Origin of the sequence: Streptomyces sp. NPDC059037, from assembly GCF_042740015.1 — a bacterium.
GTDB lineage: Bacteria > Actinomycetota > Actinomycetes > Streptomycetales > Streptomycetaceae > Streptomyces.
In genome coordinates this window covers 1-5,882 of sequence record NZ_JBHYIG010000416.1, presented here as the reverse complement: position 1 = coordinate 5,882, position 5,882 = coordinate 1, and the positions used below count along the sequence as shown (strand labels likewise).

Here is a 5,882-nt window from a genome sequence, read left to right as displayed (position 1 = left end):
CCTGGGGGGGGGGGACACCCTCGCGGTGTTGGGGGGGCCGCCTCCGATCGTGGCGCTCGCTATTCGTCCGGCGGGGATTGCCAAGCCGTACGAGTACGGGCTCGACACCTCGATGGATGTCACCGTCTCCGCGGGTGAGCTTCTGGAGTCCGTGGATCCCGCGGGTTCCGCGGGTGTGCCGGAGGCCGTCACGGGGCCGCCGTGGGCCGGAGTGCTTCCGCCTCGCGGGGGCTGGCGGTCGGAGGCGGGGCTGCCGGGGATGGGTGAGCTGCGGGGGCTTGTCGCTGCCGCCGTCGCTGAATTCAAGGCTCGGGTGGAGGAGTTGCCGGCTGAGCGGCGGGTTCGGGCCGAGCTGGATCAGGTGGGGCGGGAGATTTGGTCCCGGTCCATTGGGGACACGGGGCTTCCGGTCAGGGCCGCGCATGCCGCGCAGGCGCTTGGGTTTCTGCGGGGGGAGTCGCTGGACCTGCTGTCCAGCGGGGCCTGGCTTCGGTTGCGTACGTCTTATGGGTCTGTTGCTGTGCGGCGGGCGGGTGTCGGGGGGCTTTCCGTCTCCCCGGCTTGATCGGTACTCGGCAGTGGGCACAACGAAGACGGCCGGCTGGGCTCAGGTCTCGTTGTTGTCCGGCCACACCCCGATGTGGTCCCGTTCCAGTTCCAGGGCCACCCTGTCCCGCATTCCCAGGGCCTCCGTGTAGTCCGCCGGGAGCTGTAGGCGGCCCGCGCGGTCCAGCATGGCGTATTCGCGGGAGATCACCGACTCCTGGCCCGTGGTCTCGTCCACCTCTGTGCGGCGCAGGACCTCCGTCGATGTGCGGCCGTCGCGGATGGCGACCGTGCGGCGGACCTCTGAGGCCACCGCCTGGTCGTGGGTGACGATGACGATCGTGGTGCCCAGGTGTTCGTTCGCCGTGCGGAAGGCCGCGAAGATCTGCTCGGCGGTGTGCGAGTCCAGTTCGCCGGTGGGCTCGTCGGCCAGGAGGACCGAGGGGTTGTTCGCGAGGGCCACCGCTATCGCCACGCGTTGCTGCTGGCCGCCGGACAGCTGCCGTGGGTGCCGGTCCCTGCAGTCCGCCACGTCCAGCAACTCCAGGAGTTCCACGGCCCTTCGAGACTTCTGGGCTCGACGGCCAAAGCCGCCGCCACCCCGCAACTGCATCGGCAGCGCCACATTCTGAGCCGCCGTCAGATACGGCAGCAGATTGCGTCCCGTCTGTTGCCACACGAAGCCGACCACATCCCTGCGGTAGCCGAGGCGTTCCTTCGCGCCCATCGTGAGGAGGTCGCGGCCCGCTACCCGCGCCGCGCCCGCGGTCGGCTCGTCGAGTCCCGCGAGGATGTTCATCAGCGTCGACTTGCCGCTGCCCGACGCGCCGACCAGGGCCATCAACTCGCCCTCGCGGACCAGGAGATCGAGCCCCTGCAGCGCCTGCACCTCGACGCCGTCCGTGGAGAAGACGCGGACCAGACGGTCGCAGGTGATCAGCGCGTCATGGCCGTATGCCGGCCGGTCGCGGTGGGCGGTGGCCCGCGCCTCCAGGTCCGCGAGCGATGCGGGGGATGTGTTGGCCGTCATCGGGTGTCTCCCGTTCTCAGTTCGGTGGCGGTCGTGCGCCGTGAGGTCCACCAGGCCTGTACGAAAGCGACGCCCGCCGTCAGGACCACCACACCCGCGGCGGGCAGCAGCAGCGACCACGGGTCCGTCCGCAGCGTCACCCCTCCGAGGCCCAGCCCGGAAAGCGGGCCGCGTGCCGCGAGGGCGACGCGGGCCAGGTCGATGCCCGGCGCCAGGAGACCGATCGCCGCCCATCCCACCAGCGCACCGCCGCATGCTGCGAGCAGCGCCTGCGGCAGGGACTCCAGGACGAGGAGGCGGCGTCCCTGCCCTGTGCTCAGGCCCATCGTGCGCAGCCTGGCGAGAAGCGCGGCGCGCCGCGGTGCGGAGTGCAGCAGGGCGAGCAGCACGGCCAGTACGGCGTATCCGGCGCCCGCGGCGACCGCCGCCGCGTAGATGCGCTCGGCGCCCGACTGGAGGGGTGAGTCGGTGAGTTGGGCGCGTTCGGCGGCGCGGAAGTGCGCCTCGACGCCGTCGCCCGCGGCCCGCGCCGACCTGGTGAGCGCCGCCGTGTCGATCCGCTGCCCCGCTGCGCCGGTCGCCAACAGCGCGGTGCTCGGCGGCCGTTCGAGATGCCGCCGGTCGATCAGCAGGAACGCGCTGCCCGACGGGAGCGCCGGAGTGCTGTCCCGGACGGCGCCGACCGCCGCCCGGAAGGATCCCGTGGGCGTACGGAAGGAGTGCGGGCCCTTGCCGAGCCGCCGGGCCACCTCGGGCGACGCGACGGCGGGAAGCACGGCGCGGGAGCCACCGCCCGCCGCCAACTCGGCCTCGCCGAACGGCCCGAGGCCCGTCGAACGGGTCAGCCGGGAGTAGGCCGCCGGGTCGACCGCGACCAACGGGACCGTCGACTGGTCCGGCAGCCGCAGGTACCAGTCGATGTGGACGGACGTGACCTCGCCGATGCCCGGCGTCCGGCGGATCTCGGCGGCGAGCGACGCGGGCAGCGTGCCGTCGCCGCGGTCCACGCGCACGTCCGCGCCGACGGCAAGCAGCGCCGTGCGGTCACGGGCGTCGGCGACCCCGGTCAGGACGGAGCCGCCGAACGCCGCCGTCGTCAGGGCGAGCAACAGGCCGAGCAGCGGCAGCGCCTGGGTGGCGGACGCGCGGCCCGCGCCGGCCATCGACAGGAAGCCGATGGCGCCGCGGCGGCGGGCGAGCGGGCGGGTGAGAAGCCGCAGGGGCAGCGGGTACAGACGTACGAGAAGAAGGGCTGCGATACCGCCGACGAGGAGGGGCGCCGCGCTGACCAGGGCGCCGCCCGCCGAGTCGGCACCGGTCCCGGACCGCCGCAGGGTCACCACCGCGCCCACGGCCAGGACGAGCAGCACCAGTTCGGCCACCGTGCGGCGGCGCGACGGCCGGGCCGTCAGGAGATCGTCGCGGCCCTCGTGCGCACGCGGCCTGCGGTGCGTGAACGCCGCACGCACCGGCAGCGCGGCGCAGCCGAGCACGCACACCCCGGCGGCCGCGGCCACCGAAGGCACGGCGGGCGCGTCCGGCACGACGAGCACCGCGAGCAGCAGCCCCAGCGCGGCGGCGGGCACCGCGACCACCGAGGTCTCGGCGAGCAGCCGCCCCGCGATGCCGCGCACGGAGCCGCCGCGGGAGCGCAGGAGCGCGAGCTCGTCGTGGCGTCGTACGGCGGCCAGGGAGCAGGTCATCAGGAGGACGACGGCGGCGACCCCGCCGACTCCGTACGCGGCCACCGCGACGATCGGCGACACGGCGTCGCGCAGCCCCTCGTACCCGGTGAGGACCTTGTCGAGCTCGGTGGAGGCCAGGGCGTCCGGGCCGGCGAAGCGGCGCAGTTCGGTGCGGAGCGGCCCCGCTTCGAGGGAGGCGATGCGCTTCTTCAGGGCCGGCAGGTCGCGGGCGGTCAGGGCGGCGAAGTCCGGGGCGACGCGCCAGTACTGCTGCGGGACCTGGTCGACGGCGGGCAGGAAGGCGCCCGCGCCGGGCGCGAGGAGCAGGGCGGCATGCCAACGCTTCTTCGGCGACTGGGAGTTGTTGCCCGGCACGTCGATCAGGGACGGGGTGCGCAGCACCGGATCGTAGGACCAGTAGGCGGACTCGGGGTGCCGCGGTTCGAGGATCCCGGTGATCCGTACGGTCACGCGCTCGCCGGTCAGGGAGTCGATACGGACGGTCGAACCGGGCCCGAGCTTCATGACGCGGGCGGTCTGGGCCGTCACCGCTGCCTCGACCTCGCGGCTGTCCGCCGTCACGTCCGCCTTCGGCAGCCGGCCGTCACGCACGCGCGCGTGGGCGTCGACACCGGACTGGGCAGCCAGCGTGAACTGCGGCGGGATCTCGTCCGGTTGGGGCAGGGAGCGGTCAAGTCCCGCGGGTGGCTTGACGGTTCTGACGCCGTACGTGGATTGCGCGCCGTCCACCCGGATCGGCCGGGGCATGGCCGCCACGACCTTGCGGTACTGCGCGCGCAGGACCGAGTCCCGCATCGCGTCCTCGCGCTCCGGCTGGTCCCACTCAAGTCCGGGCGCGGGCGCGGTGAGCTCGATGCCGCCGCGTGCGGCCCCGGCGTCGGTGATCGCGCTGCGTACCCCTTCGCTCTCGTACGCGTCGACCGCGCGCGGGAAGACGGCGGCGAGGAACGCGGTGGCGAACACCAGCAGGGCGAGGGCGACGGCGGGCGCGGGCGCGGCGTGGAGCCGGGTGCGGGTCCAAGGGGCGACGGGGGGCGCGGGGCGCATGGGGCGCACGGGAAGGTCTTTGCGGCGCATGTCAGTTGCCCCCCTCGTGGCGCAGCGACACCGCCGGGTCGCCGCGGCTCAGGGACAGGGCGGCGATGATCGCGAAGGGGACGGCCGCGATGGCCGCCAGGAGCGTGGCCGCCTGGGGGAGCGGCAGTTCCACCAGGACCGGGGGCACCGGCCGTGCCGCGTCTCCGGTGAGCACGATCAGGGGGACGACGGCCCGCGTCAGGACCGCGCCGATGGCCACGCCGACCAGCAGGGCGACGGCCAGGAGGAGGCCTTGCTCCGCCGCGATCATGCGGGCCAGCCGGCGGCGCGGTGCGCCCAGCGCGCGCAGGACCGCGAACTCCGCCGAGCGCTCCCGCAGCGACCCCGCCGCGCTCACCGCGAAGCCCACCGCCGCGAGCAGGGCCGCCGCCACCGCCACGGCGAGCAGCGCCGACTGAGGGCCCGCGCCCAGCGGGTCGTCGCGCAGCTCCGCGGCGATCTCGTCGCGGACCAGGACCTGTTCGGGGTCGATGTCGGGGCGGGCGCGCAGGGCGGCGGCCGCGTCGGCGGAGGCTCCGGGGCGGGCGGTGAGCCACCACTCGGTGGGGGCCAGCGGCTTCCCGCCGTCGGCCCGGAGCGCCGCGTTCACGCTCGGCAGGTCCAGGAGCAGTGCGCCGCCGTCGGCCCCGGGATCGGCCGCATCGGTCGTCGGCAGCTCCGGCACCGCCTCGACGATGGTCACCCGCAACGAGCCACCGGTCACCGGCACGTCGACCCGGGAGCCCACGGCCGCCCCGCTGGAGCGCAGGAACTGCTCGGTGGCGACCGCCCCCGTCCTCCCGGACCGCAGGGCATCGGCCAGAGCCGCACGGTCGGCGCGGTCCTCCCTGATCAGCAGGCCCGGCAGCGCCCGCGCACCGTCGAGCGCGAGCACCGTCGCCTGCCGGTCGTCGGCGAGGTCCATCGTGGACCGCGCGGCGGGAGCGGCATCGCGGACACCCGGAAGCGACGCGTACACCTCGGCCTGCTCCTTCTCCGGTACGCGACTGGCGAGCACCCTGAGCTGCGTACCGGCCCGGAAGTCCGCCTGGTCCTCCTGCGAGCGGTCCCAGGAGGCGCCCTGGCCGATCGCAAGGAGGCCCAGCGCCACCGCGAGCACCAGGAGCAGCACGGGCCCCGCACCCCGCAGCGGCCTGCGGCTCAGCTGCCAGCCGGCAAGCGCACCCGGAAGCCCGCGCCCCCGCGCCGCCCTGCGCTCGGCAAGGCGTGCGGCGGGCGGCAGCAGCCGCAGCGTCACGACCGTGCCGGCCAGCAGGGCGAGCGCGGGCGCGGCCACGAGCAGCGGGTCGATGCCGAGGCCGCCCGCGCCGTCACCGCTCAGCGCGCCCGCACCGGACGTCCTGCTGTCCAGCTGCCGGTACGCCACCGCCGCGATCACCAGGAGCCCCACGTCGGCGCCCCCCCCCCCCCCGGCGGGGCGCCCCCCCCCACCCCCGCCGCCCCCCCCGCGCCCGGGCCCCCCCCCGGGGGGGTCCCCCCCCCCCCCCCCCCCCCCCCCCGCG

The 5,882-nt window shown here is 75.4% G+C and carries 4 protein-coding genes; 1 reads left to right on the top strand and 3 read right to left on the bottom strand.

What is annotated here, in order from left to right; translation table 11 throughout:
* A partial coding sequence (locus tag ACFWY6_RS43540; RefSeq protein WP_384702895.1) for a hypothetical protein occupies positions 1 to 565 on the top strand: 565 nt, incomplete at its 5' end.
* 42 nt (positions 566 to 607) lie between these two features.
* Here the strand turns inward: ACFWY6_RS43540 and ACFWY6_RS43535 are convergent.
* The 3 genes from ACFWY6_RS43535 to ACFWY6_RS43525 all read right to left on the bottom strand — a co-directional run.
* Positions 608 to 1,576 carry an ABC transporter ATP-binding protein gene (locus ACFWY6_RS43535; protein ID WP_384702892.1) on the bottom strand — a complete coding sequence of 323 codons (969 nt, stop codon included), beginning with the start codon at positions 1,574 to 1,576 and terminating at the stop codon, positions 608 to 610.
* Positions 1,573 to 4,329, bottom strand: a complete 2,757-nt coding sequence (locus tag ACFWY6_RS43530; RefSeq protein ID WP_384702889.1) for an FtsX-like permease family protein — start codon at positions 4,327 to 4,329, stop codon at positions 1,573 to 1,575. The genes ACFWY6_RS43535 and ACFWY6_RS43530 overlap by 4 nt, the downstream gene beginning before the upstream one ends.
* Before the next feature lie 31 nt (positions 4,330 to 4,360).
* Positions 4,361 to 5,882: FtsX-like permease family protein (locus ACFWY6_RS43525; RefSeq protein ID WP_384702886.1), on the bottom strand; the 1,522-nt coding region annotated here is incomplete at its 5' end.